We start from the raw sequence: 20,023 nt of genomic DNA on the forward strand, positions 1-20,023 counted from the left end.
TGTCCACATATTAGAATTGGGTCGATTGTAGTGGATTGATCCCGCTACCAATGGCCATAATATGGGAATTTTTCGGTATAACCCTGGTTGTACAACTCAGGCGATCGCCGTTTGCAGGAGTTAATTTGGTTAGCATCACCATTCAAAACAAAACTTTTACCCAGATCCAAGCCCTCATTTTTGATAAGGATGGCACCCTGGAAAATTCCAAAGTTTATCTCGAAAAACTCACCGTAGCTAGGTTGGCCCTATTGGAGCAGAAAGTACCTGAACCCAATTTTGGCGATCGCCTGGCTGGGGCCTATGGCTTTAACCGGAGTAATGAACAGTTAGATCCGGGGGGACTAATGGCGGTGGGCAGTCGTCGGGATAACCTCATTGCCGCTGCTAGCTACATTGCCGAACAAGGCCATGGCTGGTTCCAGAGTTTGGAGATCGCCAACCAATGTTTTGACCAAGCCGATCGCCAAATTGTGGCCAATGCCGACACCTGTCCCATGTTCCCCAACGTGGTGAATTGCCTCCAACAGTGGCGCAACCAGGGGGTGAAAATTGCCATTTTGTCCGCCGCCCGCCAAAAGAGTGTGGAACGCTTCATTGCCGACCACCAATTGCAAAACTTAGTGGACGTGGCCAAGGGGTCTGACCAAGGACTTAGTAAGCCCGATCCAGCTTTGTACCTTTTAACCTGCCAAGAGTTAGGGGTGAAACCAGCACACACTTTGATGATTGGGGATGCCCAGGGAGACATCACCATGGCCAAGGGGGCCAATGCCCAAGGGGCGATCGCCATTCACTGGCCTGGCTACCCCAAGGGAAATTTATTGGGAGCCGATGTCACCATCGCCGATTTAGAGCAAATTCAATGCCAGCCCTGAACCGCCCCAACGACCTCGCCCCAGCTTGAGCCAAGACAACAAACGTGGGAAGATAGCCCTGTCTTGCCCAGAGTCCTGGTTTTTAGTTTTTTTGGTTAGCCCCTATGCAGTGCCGTGTTTGTGATTCTACCCGTCTAGATTTGGCGATCGATTTGGGGGAACAACCCTGGTGTAACCATTTTCTCACCCCGGCGGAAGTGGGGCAGGAACCCTATTACCCCCTGCGGGTTTTGTACTGCCAGGACTGCGGCACCGTGCAATTGGACTACACAGTTAAAAAAGAAATCATGTTTGGGGACCACACCTATCTATCCGGTGTGACCAAATCCCTCAGTGACCACTTTGCGCGGGTAGCCCAGGAACTGGACGAACGCTTTTTTGCCGACACCCCAGAAAAATCCGTGCTGGACATCGGCTCCAACGACGGCACCCAGTTAAAGCATTTTCAAGCCCTGGGCTATGACGTGCTGGGGGTGGAATCTTCCAAAACCACCGCTAAAATTGCCAACGATGCCGGGGTGCCCACCCTCAACGATTTTTTCAACCTGGAGGTGGTGCAAAAGTTAGGGCGTAAATTTTCTGCCATTAATGCGGCGGGGGTATTTTTTCATTTGGAAGAACTCCATTCCGTCACCGAAGGCATCCGGGAAGCCTTGGCCGAAGAGGGAGTATTTGTGGTGCAGTTTCTCTACATGAAACGCATTGTGGAAAACTTGGCTTTCGACCAGATTTACCATGAGCATTTGCTGTACTACAACCTCCAAACCATTGAGGTATTGCTCAATCGCCATGGGCTATCCATGTTCGATGCCTACCTCGCCCCCATCCACGGTGGTTCCATTGTCGGTTTTGTCACCCACCAGGGCAAACGGCAACCCTCGGAACGGCTCCAGGCCATGCGCCAGGCGGAAGTGGATGAAAAAAGCAATGATTACCAAACCTACCTCGACTTTGCCCAACGCATTGAAACTATGAAGGCGGAAAACCTCGCCTATCTAGACGAAGCTAAGCAAGCCGGTAAAACCATTTGGGGCTTTGGCGCTCCAGTCAAGGGTAATACGTTGCTCAATTACTTTGGCATCGGCACCCAATATTTAGATTATTTGGTGGAAAAAAATGAACTACGGCGGGGCTTGGTTTCCCCTGGTATGCACATTCCGCTTTTAATTGAAAAAGAGCTAACCAGTTTACCTAACATTTATTACGTTCTCGCCTGGAACTTTAAGCGGGAAATTTTGGCCAATAATCAACATTTAATCGACCAGGGGGTAGAATTCTTCTTCCCCGTTAATCCCCCCGATGCTTGATAAACTAGTTTCCTAATGGCTGAAGTGGGAGCCTTCCTGCTTTGGTTTGTGATCCGGTTGGCTAGCAAAATAGGCGATCGCCCTTTCCATGTCCGTTAATAAAAGATCCGCCATATCCCGACTAAAACCCTCTTTCACGACAATGCGTTGCACCACCAAATCTTCACGATTTTTGGGCATGCGGTAGGCCGGCACTAACCAACCCCGTTCGCGCAATTTATCGGCCATGTCGTAGAGGGTATAAGAAGTATTGGCTAACACTTCGTCCTTGAGCTTCCAGGCAAATACGGGAATATCTCCACCATCGGTGAGCAGTTCAAAGGGACCTAATTGGGCAATTTTGCCGGACAGATAGAGGGCCGTATCCCGACAGGTTTGCTGGATTTTACGATAACCTTCTTTGCCCAGGCGGAGAAAGTTGTAATACTGAGCCACCACCTGGTTGCCGGGGCGGGAAAAGTTGAGGGCAAAATTGGGTAAATCTCCCCCCAAATAGTTGCAGTGGAAAATTAATTCTTCCGGCAATTCTTCTTTATCTCGCCAGATAATCCAACCTACCCCCGGATAAACCAAGCCATACTTGTGGCCAGAGGTGTTGATGGATTTCACCCAGGGTAAACGAAAATCCCACCGGAGGTCCGGGTCTAAAAAGGGCGCAATGAAAGCGCCACTGGCCCCATCCACGTGGAGTGGTACCTCCCAACCAGTTTTTTGGTTCAATTCTTCTAGGGCATCGTTCAAAGCTTCGATGGGTTCGTAACTACCGTCAAAAGTGCTGCCTAAAATACCAACCACACCAATGGTGTTTTCATCCATGAGCTTCACTGCTTCGGCGGGGCTGATGTGGTACCGATCGCCTTCCATGGGTACAAAACGGGGTTCCACTTCCCAGTAACGGCAGAATTTTTCCCAACAAACCTGGACGTTAATGCCCATAACCAAATTAGGGCGATCAGTGGGTTTCCCTACCCCTTGCCTTCGTTGTCGCCATTTCCACTTCATGGCCATGCCCCCCAACATAGCTGCTTCACTGGAACCAATGGTGGAACAGCCAGTGGCTTCAGCGCTGGCCGGTGCATTCCAGAGTCGGGACAAAATATTCACACAGCGCAACTCAATTTCAGCGGTTTGGGGATACTCATCCTTATCGATCATGTTTTTGTCGAAGGTATCCGCCATCAGTTGCCTAGCTTCTGGCTCCATCCAGGTGGTGACAAAGGTGGCCAAATTTAAACGAGAATTACCATCTAGCCCTAATTCATCGTGGATGAGGTTATAGGCGATCGCCGGTAGCATCTCGGTTTCCGGTATTTCATATTTACTGACGGCATTGGCCAAACCCCGGGCCGCATAGGTGGGGGTGAGTAGGCTTTCCGCTGGGCTGAGTTGGCTGAGGTCAATTTTTTTATGGACCATAATGATGATGACGATTTTGCCAATAGGGATTAACTTTCCCTTCAGAGTAACGGTTGACCGACTTTTGATACGGAAATTTTGGCAGGGGGGAGAAAAAATCGAAAAATGCGATGTAGTATAAAGGAATCTTACTTGTATGGAATCAATTCAGTAAAGTGAATGAATAGTCTACTGTCTCGTATTACTCAAATCCCCGGTCAGTGTGGTGGTCGTCCTTGTATCCGAGGAATGAGGATTCGAGTGAGCGACATTTTAGAAATGTTGGCTGAAAATGTTAGCACCTCTGAGATTTTAGAGGATTTTCCAGACCTAGAAATTGCAGATATTCAGGCTTGTCTCGTCTTTGCTGCACGGCGAACTGATTTTCCCCAGTTGACCGCATGAATATTTGGGTTGATGCTCAATTACCCCCAACATTGGCGGATTGGCTGTCCAGTAGTTTTGACTTAGAGGCTGCAGCTTTGAGAGATCTTGGATTACGGGATGCCAAAGACATTGAAATTTTTGATGCGGCACGAGTTGCCAACTCTGTAATCATGACAAAAGACAGCGATTTTGTTGATCTTGTCTGTCGGTTAGGAATACCACCTCAGATTATTTGGCTGACTTGTGGCAATGTTACGAATCGAAACTTACGTCGGATTCTTTCAAGTACCTTGCCAAAGGCTTTAGAAAAACTGCAAGAAGGCGAAATGATTGTAGAAATCAGCAGCCCATAAACAATCCCCTGTTGGTATGCTTCAAAATATGACATGCAGGATCTACCCTAGCTTTCAGCTGAGGTCAGTTTTTTTATGGACCATCGCAGTACTTTGGGTAACTTTTGTGGACTCCCTTTAGGTTAACCCCCAATTTCGTCTATCAACGTCCCATATAGATTCGGCCGGCGATCGGCTAGGTAATTGGTATTTTCCGGATGGGTAGAGCCATAATTTCCCGGTACACAATCAGCGATCAGTAAAGTTTCTTCGTTGCGGGGATGGAGCAGTATGTCCCCGTGGGGCCCGGCAATGACGCTGTTGCCCAAATATTCCCCCACCACCACCGTTTCTCCCTGGGCATTTTGCCTAGTTTCACCACCGGCTCGATTACAGTAGGCGACAAAAATTACATTTTCCAAAGCCCGCACGGGAATAATATTTTGGGACACATCCGGGTAGGGCATCTTGGTTCTTTCGCCAGTGGAAAGCAACGTCCAAACGTCCGCCGCAGTGGGAATCACCACCAATTTCGCCCCCCGTAGGGCAAGGATACGACTCAATTCGGCAAATTCTGCTTCGTAGCAGTTCAACAAACCAATGGGAAAACCATTTACTTCATGGATGGTGAAAGCTTCCCCCTCCTCTTTATGGCAGTGGCCCTGGGAGTAAATTTTGCCTTCGTCCGGGCCCCAGAGATGGGTTTTGCGGTAGGTTTTGAGTAATTTTCCCTGGTTATCAAACAGGTTAATGCTGTCGTAGTAGTGGCTTTCTCCGTTAATAATTGCCTTTTCCGGGTAGGGACAAATGATGGCAATGTCATATTGTTTGGCCAGTTGCCCCACCTGGGCCATAACGTCCCCATCCTTGGCGATCGCCAATTGGTGTACTTCCTGGGGGGAAAGGGCGTAACCGGTGAGATAAAGTTCGGCAAAACTGATCAGTTGGGCACCAAAACTCCGGGCGGCCTGGATCGCTTCCTCCATTTTCCCTAGGTAATAGGCGATCGCCTCGGTATCACCAATGGGGCCCCCTTGATTTTGGTAAATGGCTAGTCTTACCCCCGTGCCTGGAGCGGGCGGTTGGGGCTGGAGGCGGGTCAGATAAATCATGGGTAATAGGGGTAAATTAACAAAACTGACTGAGCTGGGTAAAAATATTCTTTGCTTCTTGGGTGGAATCTCCCCGGTAGCGGGCGATGAGACCCTGGGTAGCGGTCAAACTGAGGCCAAACTGTGGCGATCGCCCCTGGCCATTGATCATCTCCCGTGCTTGATTAACCAAATTCTGGTCAAAGGGACGACTTAAATCCACATAGGTACCTAAACAGGTAAAGCCCGCTAAGGCATTGGGGGATTCGTAAAGTTGTTCAGCGCCGATTAACTGTTGCCTTTCTCCCCAAATCAACCTCTCTCCCTGCCAAATCTCCCAACCCGATCGCCAATGACCTTGGGTAAATTTTTCTCCCCTAGCGGTGCGTCCCAAACGGACAATTTCCCAACCTTTGAAACGGGCTTGCTCCTGGAGCCTAATGGAAAAATTCTGTTGATATCGAGCTTGATCAAAAATAATTGTTTCCTGGGGACACCAAAGCACCGAAGCGTCCACCCCCACCTCTAGGTTAACCCTCTGTTCACTCCAGGGTCCCAAACTACGGTAAATTTTTCCCGCCGAAGCACTGGTAAAGCACACATCACTCTGGGCCTCTAAGACAACGTCGTACCCCAGGCGATCGCCCCCCACCATACCACCGCCGGTATGTAGCAACATGGTCTGACATTGCCCCGTGTCATCTGGATAAAAAGACCGTTGCACCTTGAGGGGAGCCTGTACCAAACATTCAACCATGCGGGTACGATGCCCAGGGCGGTCATAGCGGAGCCAAAGATTGGCTTGCCAAGGGGCAGAATTGTTGACAGTGGTAGCAGTGATCAAAGAATTAAATCGCTGAATTGAACTCAGGAAAAATAGCTAGTCTACTATCAATTTGCAGCCGGTTGGAAAAGTTTAAAAAGGAGGATTAATCTCCCCCTAATTTATCTTATTCAAGAAGGAGATTGACAAAAATTCTTCCTTGGTAAAGTAGGTATAGGGGGATTTCGTATTGCCAAGGCAACTTCTTCAACATTTATTTCACGCTAAAAACCATGGCCGGGAAATTCCCAGCCAATGGGGACGTGGAACATTCAGGGGAACCTAACTAGCCTGGGGCAACAAACTGAGGAAAGCATCAAAATCCGCCAGTGCTTCTTGGTACTGGACTTTAGCTTGGGAACTATTGCGATCCTTCGCCGCCGCATCTAGCCGTTCCAAGTGACCAAAAACTTCCTTGGCTAAGGTGCTGGCCTTGTCTTGATCCTTGGGTAACAGGGAGCTGGCCAGCCCCAACATTTCCCGGCGTAGTTGTCCCAACGGCCCATGGATATAGGTTTGGGTGTCCACCCAATTTTGATCCGCAATCAAACCCTGCAACCGCTCTTCCATGCCTTCCCGGGCCACGGCGATCGGATTAACATAGACCTGTAGTTGGGCAATTTTTTCTGGGCTATAGGTGGTGGGAATTTCCACCTGGGGGCTACTGCAACTAACGAGGATCGTAGTTACTAAAACTAGAACGAGGGAAAGTAACGAACGTAAACGAGACATAAGCTTGGGTTACGGTGTTATTGACATTGACAGCAATTGACAAGGAAAAGTTATTCCCGCAATTTTTTCCAATGATACGTGCTTTTCAGGCAGAAAACGAATACCAGCCCCCAGTGGATGCCCAGGGGGGGATTAACCTACAAGTATATTTGAGTATAAATTACTAAATACCCAGATTATTTGATTGAGCCAACCCAGACGTTAAAAATATTTACAAAAACTTTTCTAAGCCGCCATTGTTTACCGGGTAAACAATCCAGAAAAATGAGCTAGGATGGCCTCAACATGAGCATTAAGTAGGTTAACCATGGGTGCTGTTATTTCGGCGATCGCCGCTTTGGCTAGTTGGACAGTATTTATCAGCGTTAAAAATCCCGATAACCCGAAAATTCCTAAACTTTTACGGCCCCTAGTCTTTTGCATTGCCCTATTAATGTCCGCCTTGTTTTTACAACAAAGTTTGGGAAGGGCAGTGGTGGTTATTCCTGCGGGGGAAGTGGGAGTAATTGAAACTATGGGCACCGTGGACACAGTCCCCCTCACCTCCGGGGTTTATTTCCTCAATCCTCTTTCCAAAGTGGTTACCTACTCCACCCGTTTACAGGACATCAAAGAGACAGTGGACACCTCTTCTAAGGAGGGCTTGAATTTTAACATTGATGTGAGTTTGCAATATCGCCTCAACCCGGAAATGGCTGGGGAAGTTTTTTCTAGTCTTGGTAATGAAGAACAACAGAGGGAAATTATCATCTCCCGCTTCCGTTCCCTAATTCGTGAAAATACCGCTAAGTATGACCTAAGTTCCATTTATGGTGACAAAAGGGCCGAAATTTCCCTCGACCTGGCCCAGTCAATGAAAGAACAACTGGAACCCATTGGTTTTTTGGTGGAAGATGCCCTAATGAGAAATGTAATTCTGCCGGAAAATATCCAAAAAGCCATTCAAGCCAAGGTGGAGGTGGAGCAAAGTAATCAAAAAAAACAATTGGAATTAATTAGTGCCCAAAGGGATGCGGAAAGAAAAATCATCGAAGCCCAAGGGGTAGCGGATTCCCAAAAAATTCTCTCCCAAAGTTTGACCGATCAAATTATTAAATTAAAAGCCATTGAAGCTACCCAGAAACTAGCGGAATCACCCAACACAAAAGTATTAATTATGGGCTCGGGAGAGGGAAATTTACCCATTATCATGTCCGATCCTTAGCTGGAAGTTCTTCGCCCCACTGCCGGAGCGGAACAGGGACGATTACCAGAGTAAAACAGTGGTTTGTTAGCGGTCTTCCCACCCCAACTACTACGAGCCTAACCTGAATTTATTGTTGGCCCAAACCTTCAGCGGCGTGGGCCTTGGCTAGACGAACATAGTTTTGTCCGTGGTCTAGCAGGCCCTGAACTTGGTCTTCACTCAGCTGTTTAATAATTTTTGCTGGTACTCCCATCACCAAAGACCGGGGGGGCACATCTTTGGGGACCACTGCTCCGGCACCGATGATACTGCCGGCGCCAATGCGGACGTTATCTAAAATCGTCGCCCCAATGCCGATCAAGCTACCCCGTTCAATGTGAGCGGCGTGGACTACAGCCCGATGGCCAACGGTGACCCAATCTTCTAGCACAGTGACAATGCCCGGATCGCCGTGGAGTATGGCCCCATCTTGGATATTAGTACCCTGACCGATGGTGATGGCTTCTAAATCTGCCCGCACTACTGCTCCGTACCAAATACTACAATCCTTGCCTAGGTTAACTTTACCGATGACTGTGGCATTGGCTGCCACAAACGCTGCTGGGGACAAATCTGGTGGGGTAAGGTAAATGGGAAAGTTTGCGTCCATGGCGATCGCCGTTATGAGGCTAGGTTTTGAAGTTTAAGATAGGGGAGAACCTGTTGTATTGCCATAGTGCCATTGCCCATGACTGTTGATATTAAGACAACCCTAGTTAATATTCCCAACCAAGATTTGCAAATTGCGGGCTATGTGGCCGAGCCAGTGGCCGTGGGTCAGTACCCCGTAGTGATTGTAATTCAAGAAATTTTTGGGGTTAATAGCCATATCCGAGACGTGGCCGAACGCATTGCCAAAGAAGGTTACGTGGCGATCGCCCCGGCCATTTACCAACGTCAAGCTCCGGGCTTTGAAACTGGTTACACCCCAGAGAGCATTGAAGCAGGCAAAAAACTCAAAGATCAAACCAATAGTGCGGAAATCCTCAGTGATCTAGAGGCGACCATTGCCTATGGGATGACTTTACCCAACGCTAAACCCGGTGGAGTAGGATTAATTGGCTTTTGCTTTGGTGGCTGGATCGCCTACCTAGGGGCTAGTTTACCCACCGTCAAGGCCACCGCTTCCTTTTACGGTGCAGGTATTCCCCATTGGGCTCCAGGGAATGCCGAACCCCCCATTGCTTATACGGATAAGATCCAGGGTACTTTATACGCTTTCTTCGGTTTGGAAGATGCCAGCATTCCCATGGCGGATACGGAGCAGATCGAACAGGCCCTAAGCAAGTATCAGGTTAACCATAAAATTTTCCGTTACCCCGGTGCGGACCATGGATTTTTCTGTGACCAGAGGGCCAGCTATAACGCCGAAGCGGCCACCGATGCCTGGCAAAAGGTAAAACAACTTTTTCAAACTGAACTGTGATGAAATTCCTGATTCTCAATGCCGGCTCCAGTAGCCAAAAAAGTTGCCTCTACGAGTTAGCTGGCGATCGCCTACCGGAAACAGCACCGGAGCCCTTGTGGGAGGCTTTTATTGACTGGACAGTGTTGGAAAATCAGGGGCGGCTAATGGTGGAAACCCCTGGTCAAAAACAGGTGATCATTCTGGAGACTGGCGATCGCCAACGGGGTATAGCCCGAATGTTGGACACTCTGGTAATCGGAGATCATGCTGTGTTGAAAAGTTTGGGGGAAATTGACCTGGTGGGCCATCGGGTAGTGCATGGGGGCACGAATTATGCTGAAGCCACCTTGATTACCCCAACGGTGCAACAGGCCATTGCAGACTTAATTCCCCTTGCTCCGGCCCATAACCCCGCCCACCTAGAAGGCATTGAAGCCATTGGTGAACAATTGGGAGACGTGCCCCAGATCGCTGTGTTTGACACTGCTTTTCACCGCACCATTGCTGCCCCCGCCGCCGAATATCCCATTCCCCAAGCCTGGACTGACTTGGGCATTCGTCGCTATGGTTTCCACGGCACTAGCCATAAATACTGCGCCCAAAAAACGGCGGAGATTTTAGGTAAACCTTTGACAGAGTTAAAACTCATCACCTGCCACATCGGTAATGGTGCCTCCCTAACGGCGATTAAAAATGGAGTCAGCATCGACACCACCATGGGTTTTACCCCCCTAGAAGGTCTGATGATGGGGGCCCGGAGTGGTTCTATTGACCCAGCCATTGTGCTATTTCTGCAGGAAACCCAGGGTTTAACCCCAGCAGAAATCAATGCCACATTAAATAAAAAATCTGGTTTATTGGGAGTTTCCGGGCGATCGCCGGATTTACGCGTCATTTTGCAAGCCAAAGCCGAGGGGGACGAACAAGCCCAATTGGCCTATGCCATGTATATCCATTGTTTTCGCCGTTGTTTGGGGGCCATGGTCGCCTCCCTCGAAGGTCTGGATACGTTGGTGTTCACCGCCGGGGTGGGGGAAAATGCGGCCACTGTGCGGGCTGATGTTTGCCAAGCTTTTCAATTCCTGGGTTTGAAACTTGATCCGGAATTAAACGACCGATCGCCGAGGAATGCCGTGATTTCTACCCCCGATTCCTTGGTAAAGGTGGTGATTGTCCACACCGAAGAAGATTGGGCGATCGCCCAGGATTGTTGGCAGTGGTGGCATAGCCAGGGACCAGGCAAGAAACCGTAAATTGCGAAAATGTTAGAAAATGGCCGTGAAAATAAATGTTGAATTAGGCTAAATTTCCTTGGCTAGAGTCCGCATCCGCCAACACGTTAATCCCCTCAGTCAAAAATATCGGCAGGTGTTGGCCTGTCCCGATTGGGCCACCGTTTACGACGATGTTCGACGACCATTGCACCTAGATATTGGCTGTGCTCGGGGTCGCTTTCCCCTCAAAATGGCCCAGCAACACCCCGACTGGAATTTTTTAGGGGTGGAAATTCGCCAGCCCTTGGTGCTAGAAGCCAACGAAACTGGCGATCGCCTGGGGTTACAAAATCTCCATTACCTATTCGGCAACATCAATGTGGAGCCAGAAAAATTCTTTTCCGCCCTGCCCCCCACTTTGCAACGGGTCAGTATCCAATTTCCCGACCCCTGGTTTAAGCAACGACATAATAAACGCCGGGTGGCCCAACCGGAACTAGTGACGGCGATCGCCAACGCCTTACCCCCAGGAGGAGAAGTTTTACTGCAATCCGATGTGGAGCCCGTCGCCCAGGACATGAGGGAACGTTTTGCTGAAAATGGCAATTTTAGCTTCACCCATGACACCCCTTGGTTAGCAGAAAATCCCCTCGGGGTACCCACGGAAAGGGAAATTGCCTGTTTTAATCTGCATCGCCCTGTATATCGCTGTCTATTACAACTACAACGAATTCCCTAATCGGCCCTTAATTTGATAATTCCAATGTATCTACTTCGGCTGGAGAAAGTCCGGTTAATTCGACGATCAATGACTTTGCCAACCCAGACCCCAGCATATTCAAAGCAATTTGTTTTTTTGCTTCCATTAACCCTTCCTGTAGACCTTCCACTTTGCCCTCCAACTTACCTTCTTCCAAAATGGCTTGATAGATGACAGATTCCTTCATGATGTCGCTCCTGAGCAACCGTTGAATCACTTGCTTGTCCAATGCTAACCCAGAAATGATTTCCGTTGCGGCAGTTAAATTGCGCTGTTGACGACATTCAGCAATGCAGTCAATCCGTTGGGCAATGTCCCGTAGGGTTTGAATCGGGTCAGGGGTTTGGGACAGGGCCGCTAGGGGCATTAAACCTGGATTTTGTAGGAAAATGTCCACCGGCTGTTCCCAGAGGCGAATAACAGTAAATTCATGCCGGAGGTTAGCTAGTTCAAATGTTGTTTGACCAACCAATGGGTCTTGACTAGGCAATAAGTACACCACAAATTGCTGGATCCGTTGCTGGGGATATTTACGGTATAGCCGCAGGTAGTAGTCGGCCATGCGAAAGGGAATGGCCTGATCTGGGCGGGTTTGAAATTCCAGATGGAGGATCACATCTTGGGAGGCTAAAAAGGTGAGGGAGTCGGCTCGAATGGGTTCAGACGATAATTCCCGTGGCTCTAATTTGGTCAGGGCAATGGGTTTCCCCAACAGCCAAGTGGCAAAATCAGCGGGATAGGTTTCGGCGAGGTATTTGCAGGTGTTGTCGTACATTGACCGGGGAGTTGTTTTCGGGCATGGCAGACTCAGTTCCCCCTGATATTAAAGGACGGGGGGGAATTTTTACTGCAATCCGATGTGGAACCCGTCGCCCAGGACATGAAAGACCGATTTGCTGAAAATGACAGTTTTAGCTTCACCCATGACACCCCTTGGTTAGCAGAAAATCCCCTCGGGGTACCGACGGAAAGGGAAATTGCCTGTTTTAATCTGCATCGCCCGGTGTACCGCTGTCTATTGCAACGAATTCCCTAGTCGGTGACGATTTTGCCCCGAAAAACCAGATAGTTATAGATGTTGTAGAACAGTAGGATCGGGATCAGGAAGCCGATGAAGGTCAACATAAACACCAGGGAACTGGGGGCCGCCGCCGCTTCATAGATGGTGACGCTGGGGGGAATAATATTAGGGAAGATAATGAAACCCAAACCGATGAAGGAAATGGAAAACACTAAAAAAGTCCAGATAATGGGGGTATTTTCTTCCCGCAGATACAAACTCCGCAACAGTAGGCCAATGAACAATAATCCCACCAGGGGAATGGTGGCAAAAATGTACACCAACGGAGCGGTAAACAATTGGGCCCTGGCCTCTTCGGAAAAAGCTGGGGTACTAATGGTGATAAACACCGCCCCCGCCAACGTAGTCCAAGTGGCGATCGCCGCCGTTTTGAAATAGGTTTTTTGCAATTCCCCTTCGGTTTTCAAAATTAGATAGGTGGAGCCGATCAGCACATAGCCCTGGATGAGGGTGAGGGCGACAACTACCGATCGCCAAGTCAGCCAATCCCACATGGTGCCGGAAAAATGTCCCTGGGCATCGACAGTAATGCCTTCAAACACACTACCGAGGGCAAAACCCTGGCCCAAAGCGGCGAGGAAACTCCCCACCCCAAAGGTAATGTTCCAAACCAATTTACGATTAGCATTTTCCCGAAACTCAAAGGACACAGCCCGGAGAATTAACCCCACAACCATAATTACTGCCGGTAGATAGAGGGCATTCAAAATGGTGGCGTAGGCCAAGGGAAAAGCGCCAAATAGGGATCCCCCCATCAACACCAGCCAGGTTTCGTTGGCATCCCAGACATTCCCCAAACTGGTCATAAGAATGCTACGCCGTTCCTCTGTGGAAGCGGTGAGGGATAAAATACCTACCCCCAGGTCAAAGCCATCTAGCAGGACATAGAGAAAAAGGAAAAGCCCCAAAATGAAAAACCACACCTGGGGTAAAAAATGTTGTAACGGTTCTAAAGGTTCCATGGTTCCTACTCCTTAATCTCGGCAACTTCGGCAATGTCAGCGGGGCGGCGGTTCGTGGCGTGCTTGGTAATGTTGCCCCAGAGAGAGGCTTCGGAACCCCGGGGAGCAGCCAAAGTTAAATCTGGGCCGTTGCGAATAATCCGACTACCAAAGTAGAGAGTGGTAATTAAAAAGACAATGTACATCACACTCAACCCCGTCAGGGAAAAGAGAATTTCGCCGGGGGGCAAATTGGAAGCGGATTCTGCTGTACGCATTTCTCCGTAAACGATCCAGGGTTGCCGACCTACGCAACGGACAATCCAACCCGTTTCCACGGCTAAGTAACCTAACGGAGCGGCGAAGACCCAGGCCCGCAATAACCATTTTTGTTGGCTAATGGTTTCTGGGCTCAGTTTACCCCGTAGCCATTGCCCCACCGTGACCGTCATCAAAGCGGCAAAGAATAGGCCAATGGCCACCATAATGCGAAAAGAATAGTAAATTAAACCCACCATGCGGGGGCGATCGCCTGGGGCCCATTCTTTCAAGCCCTGAATGGGTTTATCCAGTTGGGGTTTGAGTTCCAAAATATAGCTCAATGCTCCGGGAATGCTCAGTTCCCAGTCATTTTTCTCAGCTTTATCGTTGGGCAAGGCTACCACACTCCAGGGCGCTGGGGTTTCCGCTGGCACCGTTTCCCAGAGGGCTTCCATGGCGGCAAGCTTGGCCGGTTGATGCACTGATACCTGCTCCGCACTTAAATGGCCAATGAAAATTTGTAGGGGAGCCACCGCCATCACCACCACCAAAATTACCTGCAAAGAGCGGGCAAAAAATTGCGGTTGACGACCGGTGAGAATACACCAAGCACTGATGCCCCCAATGACAAACATAGAGGTTTCTAACGTGGCAAAAAACATATGCAGGAAACTGTTGACCATAAACGGATTGGCGATCGCCGCAAAATAGTCCTGCACCACAAATTTTCCGTCGACAAAAATGCCCCCGGCGGGGGTTTGTAACCAGGAATTAGCTGAGAGAATCCAAAAGGTAGAAAGATTTGCCCCAATGGCTACCAAAATAGTGGCAAGGTAATGAATTAATGGAGGAACCCGGTCCCAACCAAATAGCATAATGCCCAAAAAGCTAGCTTCGAGCATAAAGGCCATGGTGCCTTCAAACCCAAGCACTGTACCGAAAAAATCCCCTACGGATTCCGAAAAAGGGGCCCAGTTCAGACCAAATTGAAACGCCATGGGTAAACCGGTGGCCACCCCAATACCAAAATTTAAAACGTAGAGCCGAGCCCAAAATCGAGCATGGTGATAATAGTCTAAATTACGGGTTTTGAGCCATAATCCTTCGATAATTACTAAATAAATGCCCATACCCGTGGTTAATACCGGCCAGAGCATATGAAAAATGGCAGTGACGGCAAATTGTAGCCGCGACAACGCCACCGTATTACTCAAAAAATCCTGCATTGGCAAAAAGCACTCCTAAATGGTTTTCTGATAGTTAGAGTTTAAAAAAAATAGAGGGTTTTGCCCACTCTATCCCCTGCCCAAAACTAACAGAAACCAATGGGAAAGTCTCTGTATTATCAGCTACATTCCCCTTTTTTTGAATTACTGTTGCCAATATTAAGCGTTGAAAATTTGCTCTGGGGTTAGCACCAATTCCGAGAAAGTGGGCGAGACGAGGTTTTGTTGGCCTTGGAAAGCTTGGCGATCGTAAACGCCTTCGCCATTGAGGGTATAGATGAAAACGGTGGGTTCCTTCGGTTCCCCCAAAATGTCCCGACTGCCGATCGCCAGATAGTCAACAATCCAGTATTCTTTGATGCCAAGGCGCTGATACTCGTCCAATTTATCAAAATAATCCGTTTCCCAATTGGTGGAAACCACTTCCACTGCCAACTGAATCGGCTCGGTTAAAGCCCCCAAGGTGCCACGATTGGATCGCCACTGGTCTCGATCAATCACACTTATGTCTGGTATACGCCCCTGGGTTTTGCCCGTTGTTAGGGGAGTGCGGATATAAACCTCTTGGCGGACAACGTAGTTGAGGTTTAGTCGATCCACTTCCCGATCAAGCATTTTGGTTAGAAAGGCGGCAACGTCAATGTGTTCGCGAGTGTTAACCATTTCGATGATTTCTCCATGGACCCATTCAAAGCGGCCTTCCTCGGGGCACTGCCTCAAAAATTGCTCGAAGGTTTGGATGGCAATGGTTTTAACTACGGTGGGGGTAACCATAATGATCTGATTCTCTCCGCACAGTGCTGATTTTTCCTTGTCCTAATCTAACGACCCTGGGGCACGGCCTGGGGAGCAATGGCCGGACTTTCCGATGCTTGGGGACTAATCTCCACCGGCTCCTGTCCTGGGTCATCCGTGAGCAGACCCACACGGGGTACGGGCCAAAAACGGACAAAGGCACGGCCGAGCAATTTGTCCCGGGGGACAAAACCCCAGTAATGGGAGTCGTAGCTGTTGTTGCGATTATCCCCTAGTACCAAATATTGATCCTCTGGCACTTTCACTGGGCCGAATTCATAGCTGGGGGGGGCGGCAATGTAATTTTCTTCCAACATTTCGCCGTTGACGTAAACGTTACCTTGGGAAACCTTAACTTCGTCCCCTGGTAAACCGATGATGCGCTTGATGAAGGCATCATGGAAATTTTTTGCCTTGAGGGCGTCGGTGGGGTTAAACACGACAATTTCCCCCCGCTCCGGACTCCGAAATCGATAGCTGACCTTTTCAATGATCAGGCGATCATTAATCTGTAGGGTAGGCTCCATGGAGGAAGAGGGGATGTAACGGGCTTCGGCCACAAAAGTCCGAATACCGATCGCCAGAATAACCGCGGTGACCATGGTTTTGCCCAATTCTAGCCAGGTATTTTCCGGGGGGCTTTCCTTTTTTTTGGTGGTTTCGCGGACGATATTTTCGGTCATAGGGGGGCGGGAAAAGTGGCGAGATTTATCTTAACCTGTTCCAGTCTAGTCGCAGTCTTCCTCTTCTTCCTCTTGGTGAGACTTTGGCGATCGGGCCAGCAACTGTTCCGCTTCTGGGCAATCTTCAGAAATTAATAATTCATGACCGAGACGGGAAACGGAGGCCAATTTACGGTTAACGGAGCCGATACTCTCCAGGCGCACCATTTCTTCCCAGGCACAGACTTCATCCTCTTCTTCGGTTTCATAGCGAAAAGTGACTAAATCCCCTTCCAGTGTCAGAATTTTGGCATTTTCCACCCACCTTTGTTGGTCCCTTAGGTAAAGGCTGACTTCGTGGCCATCGGTACAAAGTTGATAGATTTTTCGGTGTAGCATTGGCAAGCTCCTAGATAGCAGTGGGGGGACGGGACACGGCAAAACAAGGCCTTAGGGGATCCGTCTGGGGGGGTACTGGTGGGAGGTTGGTGCCGGATGGGCCAAAAAAAGTAACATATGGATCAAGAGAAAAATCCCTAGTGGGGAAAGCTTACGAGAATTTTAACGCAAATTAGTAGAAATCTGAGTCTAGGAGCTAGTTCCCTGCTATGGGGCGATTTTGAAAGGCCTTCTCCATGGTCCAATGGCGATCGGAGGATTGGTAAAGGTGTAGTCCGAAATCTGTATCCTCGTCATCAACCCAACCTAAATGCTGGAGATATGCCTGCACCTCTGTCATGGTGAGGGAAGCCTGGAGGGAGTCAGCAAAAAGTTTCCTCTGTTGATCATTGTAGTCGGAGCCGATCGCCGTTACCAGAGCAGCCAAGTTTTCTGGGGATTCGGGGCGAATTAAATCCCTAATTAATAAAAAACCGTGGGGCTTGAGTACCCGTTTCACTTCCCGTAAAAAATCCAGGGGCTTTGGTAAATGGTGACAGAGGCTATTAGCAATAACTCCATCGAAGGAACCATTGGCATAGGGCAATCGTTTCGCATCAACAAATTCTAGGCAAATTTGAGTTTCACACCCCGCCGCCACGACATTTTCCTTGGCGATCGCCAACATGGAACGGGCAAAATCGATGGCGGTGATTTGCCATGCAGGACGTAACTGGGCGAGTAGAATGGGGATACGGGCCGTGCCAGTACCGGCATCTAACACTGTGGCTTTGGTGGGGCCGAGTTGGCAAGCTCTCTGGGCAAAGGCCAGATTAACCGCTTGAAAGTCCATGGCATCGTAGTCCATTGCTTCTGCTTCGGTGTCCATCACCTCTGGCTCCAGGATTCTTTCCAACATCGGTCAATTACTCCAACTGGTTGCCCTGTTATTGTAAACACCCCACCCCACCACCAATGGCTAATTCTCCCCCCCCCAGTAGCGCAGGTAAGTCAGTACCGATTTTGTTCTATGCTGGGGAAGCCCTAGGACAAAAAGGTCAGGGAGCGGCGGTGGCCATTTTGCTCTTGCCCACGGGGAAAAGGACCAGCGTCAAACAGTTACTTGCCTCGGTCACCAGCGCCGAAGCATCCTATCAAGCTTTGTTAATTGGTTTGCAAAAAGCGCGGCAATTGGGCATCCACGAGATTGAAGTCAAGGGCCACAACGAAAAGGTCTTTAACCAGGTGAACGGGTTAGAAGAAATTGACCAACTGCCCCTGCGCCATCTCCATCGGGAAGTGGTAACGGTAATGAAGCAATTTGAGCGGGTGATGGTGGAATGGATTCCCCTCGATCAAAACCGTCCCGCCTACCAGACAGTGCAAAAATGTTTGGCAACGGCGGCAGCAGCACCCAAAATTAATGGATTGCCCCGACCGATTGCCCCGGAAATTGTGCGATTAGTCAAATTAGGCCATCGGGCCACAGCCAGGGATTTTCAGGCGTTACAGAGTCAACTCGACGAATTTTCCCGGCAATCCCTTGCAGCGTTGCGCCGCCGCATCCCCGTGCAGATACAGGATAGGTTGGCTCTGCAATGGAATGGTGATGAGTCCCAATTGGCAGAGATGTACCGCTGGTATTTAAGGGGACTGCCCCCCGACTTCATTGTCCGCAAATTTCAATTAGAAGCCCCAGCCCCCGGCCAGAATCAAAAATTACCCTGGGAAGACCAGTTACTGAGCCAGGTTGCTGTCCAGACCTTTACCGATGCCAGGGATGAACTTGGCCATATTGAGTTTGCGCCCCCTCCACCGCCACCATTTTTTGCCGCCACAGAAGGCAGGAATTTGCCCCCTAGGGAAGGTTTTTCTCCCACGGAGCCTGGTCTTGGTGAACCGGCCATGGCTTCCACTGCCCCCGATCCCTTTGCCACTGACCACGACGATCTTTACCAAGAGCAGCTCAGTCGAGCCAAAGATACATTGCCCACAGTGGACCAAGTCCAACAAATTGTTAGCATGATTATGGACTTGTCCCCAGGGGAAAAAACTAGGCTAGTGAAGGATTTAGCCCAGTTGCCTGAATTAACCAATCAGTTCCTCACGGCGATCGCCGACCGCCTCAAACCTTCTGGAAATTGAAAAACCTATGAGCTTGAAAAAATTTAAGGAAGAATTCCTGCAACAGTCCCAGCAAGCGGAAGGGACCAGGGAAGAGAAAAAAGTGGTGCAGTTGGTGATGACTCCTCTGTTTGAGGAAATTGGCAAAAAGCTGAATGTGGATAAGCTTTATATTTGGACTGGTCGCCACAATGACAATCTAGTCAAACTCACCCTAAGCGATAAAAGGGGGAGTAAAACTGCGACGGCCATATTTTGCTTTGATAATAAGCAGGATGCCCAAAGACATCCCAATTTTTCCAAGGAAGAATATCAAATTCAGCCCATTGACATTTTTAATTTACTGCTCCACTTTGCCACCCTGCCGGAGCTTGATTTGTTGCTGGTCTACAACCAAAAAGGTCACCTGAATAAGTATTCTCAAATTGAGCGGAGTGGGTTGCTCAAGGATTTCCAGAAACTCTGTTGGGAAACTGGCTTGGTGCCCCGTCCAGTGGCGGAAACAGGACATTTTGGTTTAGCTTAGGGTCAAACGTGGTTCATCCACGGGGTTCTTGTTCAATTCAACGGCCATTAACAACTCAATCCTGACCTTAATTTATCCAACGTTGTAACAATGACTACCAACAACAGCACTTTGTTAGATACCATCCAGCAAGGTTTTCGGATTACGGTGGGGGCCACCGCTACTTTGGTGGAAACATTGCAGGATCCGCAAAAACGCCAGGGCACTTTCCAAGATTTGCAACAGGAATGGGACCAACGGGCCAGCCAATGGGCCCAAAAGGGTACTACTACGGAGACGGAAGCCCGTCAGTACGTAGATCAACTGCTAGACCAATGGCGACGTTCCATGCCCGGTCCCCTTGCTAAAACCACTGACACTGCTTCCAATAAAATCATTGACTTTGCCACCGCCAAAAAGGAACTTGATCGCCTGACGGAGGAAATTGCCACCCTGAAAGGGGAACTAGCTCAGGATCGTCCTGGCCAGGGGGGCTAA

The 20,023-nt window shown here is 49.3% G+C and carries 23 protein-coding genes and 1 pseudogene; 12 read left to right on the forward strand and 12 right to left on the reverse strand.

Going from position 1 to position 20,023, the window contains the following annotated elements; translation table 11 throughout:
* The first annotated feature begins 50 nt into the window (after positions 1 to 50).
* Together H6G45_RS17380 and H6G45_RS17385 are read left to right on the forward strand one after the other, a co-directional pair.
* Positions 51 to 878: an HAD family hydrolase gene (locus H6G45_RS17380; RefSeq protein ID WP_190599651.1), complete on the forward strand. Its 828-nt coding sequence runs from the start codon at positions 51 to 53 to the stop codon at positions 876 to 878.
* Between the two features lie 104 nt (positions 879 to 982).
* A complete protein-coding gene (locus H6G45_RS17385) occupies positions 983 to 2,185 on the forward strand; it encodes a class I SAM-dependent methyltransferase (protein WP_190599652.1) in 1,203 nt (400 codons plus the stop codon).
* 12 nt (positions 2,186 to 2,197) lie between these two features.
* On the opposite strand, the gene H6G45_RS17390 is transcribed toward H6G45_RS17385, so the two are convergent.
* A complete protein-coding gene (locus H6G45_RS17390; RefSeq protein ID WP_190599653.1) occupies positions 2,198 to 3,601 on the reverse strand; it encodes a glutamate decarboxylase in 1,404 nt (467 codons plus the stop codon).
* A gap of 159 nt (positions 3,602 to 3,760) precedes the next feature.
* On the opposite strand from H6G45_RS17390, the gene H6G45_RS17395 reads away from it, so the two are divergent.
* Together H6G45_RS17395 and H6G45_RS17400 are read left to right on the forward strand one after the other, a co-directional pair.
* A complete protein-coding gene (locus H6G45_RS17395) occupies positions 3,761 to 3,985 on the forward strand; it encodes a DUF433 domain-containing protein (protein ID WP_190599654.1) in 225 nt (74 codons plus the stop codon).
* Positions 3,982 to 4,320: a DUF5615 family PIN-like protein gene (locus H6G45_RS17400; protein WP_190599655.1), complete on the forward strand. Its 339-nt coding sequence runs from the start codon at positions 3,982 to 3,984 to the stop codon at positions 4,318 to 4,320. The genes H6G45_RS17395 and H6G45_RS17400 overlap by 4 nt, the downstream gene beginning before the upstream one ends.
* 122 nt (positions 4,321 to 4,442) lie before the next feature.
* Here the strand turns inward: H6G45_RS17400 and H6G45_RS17405 are convergent, their stop codons facing one another.
* The 3 genes from H6G45_RS17405 to psbQ form a co-directional block, all read right to left on the reverse strand.
* Complete coding sequence (locus H6G45_RS17405; protein ID WP_190599656.1) at positions 4,443 to 5,411, reverse strand: carbon-nitrogen hydrolase family protein; 969 nt, start codon at positions 5,409 to 5,411, stop codon at positions 4,443 to 4,445.
* A gap of 16 nt (positions 5,412 to 5,427) precedes the next feature.
* Positions 5,428 to 6,234, reverse strand: coding sequence for an urease accessory protein UreD (locus tag H6G45_RS17410; RefSeq protein WP_190599657.1), 807 nt, complete (start codon positions 6,232 to 6,234; stop codon positions 5,428 to 5,430).
* Positions 6,235 to 6,495: 261 nt separating this feature from the next.
* On the reverse strand, positions 6,496 to 6,945 hold the full coding sequence (gene psbQ / locus H6G45_RS17415; RefSeq protein ID WP_190599658.1) for a photosystem II protein PsbQ: 450 nt from the start codon (positions 6,943 to 6,945) through the stop codon (positions 6,496 to 6,498).
* 307 nt (positions 6,946 to 7,252) lie between these two features.
* On the opposite strand from psbQ, the gene H6G45_RS17420 reads away from it, so the two are divergent.
* Positions 7,253 to 8,149 (forward strand): prohibitin family protein, encoded by an 897-nt coding sequence (locus tag H6G45_RS17420; RefSeq protein ID WP_190599659.1) that lies wholly within the window; start codon positions 7,253 to 7,255, stop codon positions 8,147 to 8,149.
* A gap of 109 nt (positions 8,150 to 8,258) precedes the next feature.
* On the opposite strand, the gene H6G45_RS17425 is transcribed toward H6G45_RS17420, so the two are convergent.
* Complete coding sequence (locus tag H6G45_RS17425) at positions 8,259 to 8,780, reverse strand: gamma carbonic anhydrase family protein (protein WP_190599660.1); 522 nt, start codon at positions 8,778 to 8,780, stop codon at positions 8,259 to 8,261.
* Positions 8,781 to 8,858: 78 nt separating this feature from the next.
* Here H6G45_RS17425 and H6G45_RS17430 point away from each other — a divergent pair, with 78 nt between their 5' ends.
* Genes H6G45_RS17430 through trmB form a run of 3 tightly spaced genes read left to right on the forward strand, consistent with a single transcriptional unit; the run spans position 8,859 to position 11,531 of the window.
* The gene (locus H6G45_RS17430; RefSeq protein ID WP_190599661.1) at positions 8,859 to 9,596 is read left to right on the forward strand and encodes a dienelactone hydrolase family protein; all 738 of its coding nucleotides are present in this window, start codon (positions 8,859 to 8,861) and stop codon (positions 9,594 to 9,596) included.
* On the forward strand, positions 9,596 to 10,831 hold the full coding sequence (locus H6G45_RS17435; protein WP_190599662.1) for an acetate kinase: 1,236 nt from the start codon (positions 9,596 to 9,598) through the stop codon (positions 10,829 to 10,831). Before H6G45_RS17430 ends, H6G45_RS17435 begins: the two co-directional genes overlap by 1 nt.
* Before the next feature lie 58 nt (positions 10,832 to 10,889).
* Positions 10,890 to 11,531 carry a tRNA (guanosine(46)-N7)-methyltransferase TrmB gene (trmB, locus tag H6G45_RS17440; RefSeq protein ID WP_190599663.1) on the forward strand — a complete coding sequence of 214 codons (642 nt, stop codon included), beginning with the start codon at positions 10,890 to 10,892 and terminating at the stop codon, positions 11,529 to 11,531.
* A 7-nt stretch (positions 11,532 to 11,538) separates the two neighbouring features.
* Here the strand turns inward: trmB and H6G45_RS17445 are convergent, their stop codons facing one another.
* Positions 11,539 to 12,327 carry an Rpn family recombination-promoting nuclease/putative transposase gene (locus H6G45_RS17445; protein WP_190599664.1) on the reverse strand — a complete coding sequence of 263 codons (789 nt, stop codon included), beginning with the start codon at positions 12,325 to 12,327 and terminating at the stop codon, positions 11,539 to 11,541.
* Between the two features lie 8 nt (positions 12,328 to 12,335).
* Between H6G45_RS17445 and H6G45_RS17450 the strand changes: the two are divergent.
* A pseudogene (locus H6G45_RS17450) lies at positions 12,336 to 12,588 on the forward strand (tRNA (guanosine(46)-N7)-methyltransferase TrmB); the annotation flags it as partial.
* On the opposite strand, the gene cydB reads toward H6G45_RS17450, so the two are convergent.
* From cydB to H6G45_RS17480, 6 genes are all read right to left on the reverse strand, one after another.
* Complete coding sequence (cydB, locus tag H6G45_RS17455) at positions 12,585 to 13,595, reverse strand: cytochrome d ubiquinol oxidase subunit II (RefSeq protein WP_190599665.1); 1,011 nt, start codon at positions 13,593 to 13,595, stop codon at positions 12,585 to 12,587. The pseudogene H6G45_RS17450 and the gene cydB overlap by 4 nt on opposite strands.
* Before the next feature lie 5 nt (positions 13,596 to 13,600).
* On the reverse strand, positions 13,601 to 15,061 hold the full coding sequence (locus H6G45_RS17460; RefSeq protein ID WP_190599666.1) for a cytochrome ubiquinol oxidase subunit I: 1,461 nt from the start codon (positions 15,059 to 15,061) through the stop codon (positions 13,601 to 13,603).
* Positions 15,062 to 15,220: 159 nt separating this feature from the next.
* Positions 15,221 to 15,835 (reverse strand): Uma2 family endonuclease, encoded by a 615-nt coding sequence (locus tag H6G45_RS17465; RefSeq protein ID WP_190599667.1) that lies wholly within the window; start codon positions 15,833 to 15,835, stop codon positions 15,221 to 15,223.
* 47 nt (positions 15,836 to 15,882) lie between these two features.
* The gene (gene lepB / locus H6G45_RS17470) at positions 15,883 to 16,539 is read right to left on the reverse strand and encodes a signal peptidase I (protein WP_190599668.1); all 657 of its coding nucleotides are present in this window, start codon (positions 16,537 to 16,539) and stop codon (positions 15,883 to 15,885) included.
* Between the two features lie 45 nt (positions 16,540 to 16,584).
* The gene (locus H6G45_RS17475) at positions 16,585 to 16,917 is read right to left on the reverse strand and encodes a DUF6679 family protein (RefSeq protein WP_010871811.1); all 333 of its coding nucleotides are present in this window, start codon (positions 16,915 to 16,917) and stop codon (positions 16,585 to 16,587) included.
* A gap of 196 nt (positions 16,918 to 17,113) precedes the next feature.
* Entirely contained in the window at positions 17,114 to 17,815 is a 702-nt protein-coding gene (locus H6G45_RS17480; RefSeq protein WP_190599669.1) for a class I SAM-dependent methyltransferase, read from the reverse strand.
* Positions 17,816 to 17,871: 56 nt separating this feature from the next.
* Here H6G45_RS17480 and H6G45_RS17485 point away from each other — a divergent pair, with 56 nt between their 5' ends.
* The 3 genes from H6G45_RS17485 to H6G45_RS17495 all read left to right on the forward strand — a co-directional run bounded on the left by H6G45_RS17485 (position 17,872) and on the right by H6G45_RS17495 (position 20,023).
* Positions 17,872 to 19,041 (forward strand): reverse transcriptase-like protein, encoded by a 1,170-nt coding sequence (locus H6G45_RS17485; RefSeq protein WP_190599670.1) that lies wholly within the window; start codon positions 17,872 to 17,874, stop codon positions 19,039 to 19,041.
* Between the two features lie 7 nt (positions 19,042 to 19,048).
* Positions 19,049 to 19,546: a hypothetical protein gene (locus tag H6G45_RS17490; protein ID WP_190599671.1), complete on the forward strand. Its 498-nt coding sequence runs from the start codon at positions 19,049 to 19,051 to the stop codon at positions 19,544 to 19,546.
* Positions 19,547 to 19,636: 90 nt separating this feature from the next.
* Complete coding sequence (locus H6G45_RS17495) at positions 19,637 to 20,023, forward strand: thylakoid-associated protein (protein ID WP_190599672.1); 387 nt, start codon at positions 19,637 to 19,639, stop codon at positions 20,021 to 20,023.

It is taken from the genome of Synechocystis sp. FACHB-383 (assembly GCF_014698605.1).
GTDB lineage: Bacteria > Cyanobacteriota > Cyanobacteriia > Cyanobacteriales > Microcystaceae > Synechocystis > Synechocystis salina.

Excerpts from the sequence above, each read along its gene's own strand:
- H6G45_RS17380 (WP_190599651.1), top strand. The coding sequence starts at position 51 with ATGGCCATAATATGGGAATTTTTCGGTATAACCCTGGTTGTACAACTC.
- H6G45_RS17385 (WP_190599652.1), top strand. The coding sequence starts at position 983 with ATGCAGTGCCGTGTTTGTGATTCTACCCGTCTAGATTTGGCGATCGAT.
- H6G45_RS17390 (WP_190599653.1), bottom strand. The coding sequence starts at position 3,601 with ATGGTCCATAAAAAAATTGACCTCAGCCAACTCAGCCCAGCGGAAAGC.
- H6G45_RS17395 (WP_190599654.1), top strand. The coding sequence starts at position 3,761 with ATGAATAGTCTACTGTCTCGTATTACTCAAATCCCCGGTCAGTGTGGT.
- H6G45_RS17400 (WP_190599655.1), top strand. The coding sequence starts at position 3,982 with ATGAATATTTGGGTTGATGCTCAATTACCCCCAACATTGGCGGATTGG.
- H6G45_RS17405 (WP_190599656.1), bottom strand. The coding sequence starts at position 5,411 with ATGATTTATCTGACCCGCCTCCAGCCCCAACCGCCCGCTCCAGGCACG.
- psbQ (WP_190599658.1), bottom strand. The coding sequence starts at position 6,945 with ATGTCTCGTTTACGTTCGTTACTTTCCCTCGTTCTAGTTTTAGTAACT.
- H6G45_RS17420 (WP_190599659.1), top strand. The coding sequence starts at position 7,253 with ATGGGTGCTGTTATTTCGGCGATCGCCGCTTTGGCTAGTTGGACAGTA.
- H6G45_RS17425 (WP_190599660.1), bottom strand. The coding sequence starts at position 8,780 with ATGGACGCAAACTTTCCCATTTACCTTACCCCACCAGATTTGTCCCCA.
- H6G45_RS17430 (WP_190599661.1), top strand. The coding sequence starts at position 8,859 with ATGACTGTTGATATTAAGACAACCCTAGTTAATATTCCCAACCAAGAT.
- H6G45_RS17435 (WP_190599662.1), top strand. The coding sequence starts at position 9,596 with ATGAAATTCCTGATTCTCAATGCCGGCTCCAGTAGCCAAAAAAGTTGC.
- H6G45_RS17445 (WP_190599664.1), bottom strand. The coding sequence starts at position 12,327 with ATGTACGACAACACCTGCAAATACCTCGCCGAAACCTATCCCGCTGAT.
- cydB (WP_190599665.1), bottom strand. The coding sequence starts at position 13,595 with ATGGAACCTTTAGAACCGTTACAACATTTTTTACCCCAGGTGTGGTTT.
- H6G45_RS17460 (WP_190599666.1), bottom strand. The coding sequence starts at position 15,061 with ATGCAGGATTTTTTGAGTAATACGGTGGCGTTGTCGCGGCTACAATTT.
- H6G45_RS17465 (WP_190599667.1), bottom strand. The coding sequence starts at position 15,835 with ATGGTTACCCCCACCGTAGTTAAAACCATTGCCATCCAAACCTTCGAG.
- lepB (WP_190599668.1), bottom strand. The coding sequence starts at position 16,539 with ATGACCGAAAATATCGTCCGCGAAACCACCAAAAAAAAGGAAAGCCCC.
- H6G45_RS17475 (WP_010871811.1), bottom strand. The coding sequence starts at position 16,917 with ATGCTACACCGAAAAATCTATCAACTTTGTACCGATGGCCACGAAGTC.
- H6G45_RS17480 (WP_190599669.1), bottom strand. The coding sequence starts at position 17,815 with ATGTTGGAAAGAATCCTGGAGCCAGAGGTGATGGACACCGAAGCAGAA.
- H6G45_RS17485 (WP_190599670.1), top strand. The coding sequence starts at position 17,872 with ATGGCTAATTCTCCCCCCCCCAGTAGCGCAGGTAAGTCAGTACCGATT.
- H6G45_RS17490 (WP_190599671.1), top strand. The coding sequence starts at position 19,049 with ATGAGCTTGAAAAAATTTAAGGAAGAATTCCTGCAACAGTCCCAGCAA.
- H6G45_RS17495 (WP_190599672.1), top strand. The coding sequence starts at position 19,637 with ATGACTACCAACAACAGCACTTTGTTAGATACCATCCAGCAAGGTTTT.